This is a genomic window from Megasphaera sp. DJF_B143 (assembly GCF_900320625.1).
GTDB lineage: Bacteria > Bacillota > Negativicutes > Veillonellales > Megasphaeraceae > Megasphaera > Megasphaera hexanoica.
In genome coordinates, this window is sequence record NZ_ONTA01000248.1 from 1 (window position 1) to 2,200 (window position 2,200).

At 48.0% G+C, this 2,200-nt stretch carries 2 protein-coding genes; one reads left to right on the forward strand and one right to left on the reverse strand.

Annotated features, from left to right (window positions below; translation table 11 throughout):
• Nucleotides 1-951 (forward strand): M20 family metallopeptidase (locus tag DBO31_RS07295; RefSeq protein ID WP_150824820.1); only part of this gene is annotated, 951 nt, incomplete at its 5' end.
• On the opposite strand, the gene DBO31_RS07300 is transcribed toward DBO31_RS07295, so the two are convergent.
• On the reverse strand, nt 922-1,836 hold the full coding sequence (locus tag DBO31_RS07300) for a LysR family transcriptional regulator (RefSeq protein WP_150824821.1): 915 nt from the start codon (nt 1,834-1,836) through the stop codon (nt 922-924). The two genes, DBO31_RS07295 and DBO31_RS07300, sit on opposite strands and share 30 nt — an antisense overlap.
• Nucleotides 1,837-2,200 lie beyond the last annotated feature (364 nt).

The window sequence follows — 2,200 nt, forward strand, 5'->3', positions numbered from 1 at the left end:
CTGCTCCGCGCCGACATGGATGCACTGCCCCTGACAGAGCAATATAGTTGTTCCTATACCTCCCAGACGCCCGGTGTCATGCATGCCTGCGGCCACGACGGACATACGGCCAATCTTCTCGGCGTCGCCCGCATCCTCCAGGCTCACCGGAACTGCCTGCGTGGCACAATCCGCCTCGCCTTCCAGCCTGCGGAAGAAGGAGACGGCGGCGCTGCCCGCATGATAGAAGCAGGGATATTACATAATCCTCATGTCGATTACGCTCTGGGACTGCATGTCGCCGGCGGACTTCCTCAGGGATACATCGGTCTTCGCCATGGAGAATGTTCTGCTTCTTGTGACGATTTCACCATCACAATCCATGGAAAAGGCGGACACGGATCGCGGCCATCGGATTGCATCAGCCCCATTCAGATGGGCGTATCCATTATCTCCCAGATTCAGGACTATGTATACCATAAACGGGCCGATGGCGACGGCGTCGTCCTCACCTTTGGCCAGTTCCAGTCCGGCCATAATCCCAACGTCATTCCCGATACAGCAGAACTCAAGGGAACGCTGCGCACATATAATGAAAAAAAACGTCAGGATATACTGGAAACATTGCAGCATATCCTGACCGCTTCGGAAACCATTTATGGTGGTACCTGCCAGCTTCATGTCGTTCCCTTCTCCCCAGTATGCATAAACGATGATGCCGTCACATCCCGCGTCGAATCCATCCTGCGCCACCACATGGCTGACCGCATCCAGTTGATTACCATGGAACGCGGCTCCGGTTCTGAAGATTTTGCCTACTTTAGTGCCGCTGTTCCTTCCTGTTTTTATTACACAGGCATCTATGACAAAGAACCTGTATTCGGCCACAACCCGGATTTTCACTGGGATAGCCATGCATTACAGTACATGGCAGAAAGTATGCTAACCCTTGTGTATTACTTCGCCGGCTGATTCTTCCTGACCGGCAAAAGATTGCAGACACGGCCGCAATACTGATAAAATATGTGCTGCTGTCTGCGTCGGATGCAGATGCGTGACCAGATAATACACACGATCTGGCGGCGGGTTAGTCAGTTTCTGTATAACATACTGTCCCGTCGCCGCTAATTGCCGGGCCATGGAAATCTGCATAACAGACCACTGTCCCGGCTTATTCAGCATCAGAGGGACCAAGCTCGCATTATCCAGGCTGACATAACTATTACTGACCGGCGCCCACCATTCATCATGCCATGCCTGGAAACCAATGCCGCTGTAATTATAAATTTCCATTTCCTGTGGCAGATCCCTGGGACTGCAGACGGGACTGGAAATTTCTGTCCCCGTCGGCCGGACCACAACCATAGGTTCCCTGAACCATTTTTCTACCAGTGTGTTCTGATATTCCCGTGCAATGAGAGAGAATCCCAGATCTGCCTGATGGCGTTCCACCAGATCGTAAATCAGTCCCGAATGCGATGTCATAACGTGTAAATGCGTAGTCGGTATATGTTCATGCAGATAATCCGCTATCGTTGGGATTACCTGGATATTCAGGCTGCTCAGAGAGGCAATCGTAAAAGACGACTGCCAGCGCCCTCTTCCCAGATGACAGGCATCCTTCCACAGAGACAGCATTTCATTGGCGATAGGGAGAAAATTCTCGCCTGCCAGTGTCAGGCGGAGAGATTTCATGCCCTGCCCCCGCTCTATCAAAATGACCTGCAATGCTGTCTCCAGATCTTTTATCCGTTTACTCACCGTCGATTGAGACAAATGGAGATTTCGTGCTGTCTGAGAAAAGCTGAGTGTCTGGGATAAATCAACAAAAATCTGTAAATCTTCATTCGTATACATCCTTTGCCCTCCCCTTGTTTTTATATTCCATAAATCAATATTATCATTGCATATCAGGTTTTATTTCTATACTTATTCTAAATCGCGATACATTCATTTGATATTTACTATTTTACAAAATCACTAAAGTTTCGTATAGTAGAAAATCATATAGTTCCAAATATTTTTACCCAAAGTGAGGTCCTACCATGGTTTTCCTTTACATTCTTGAACATACGATGCTGCCCCTGTTTACACTGGTACTTATCGGTTACCTTGTAGACAGAAAATTTCACATTGCTGTCAAGTCATTGTCTAAATTGCTCTTTTTCCTCATCATTCCCAGCTTTATTTTCACTAACATTTATAAAACAAATTTTCCCAG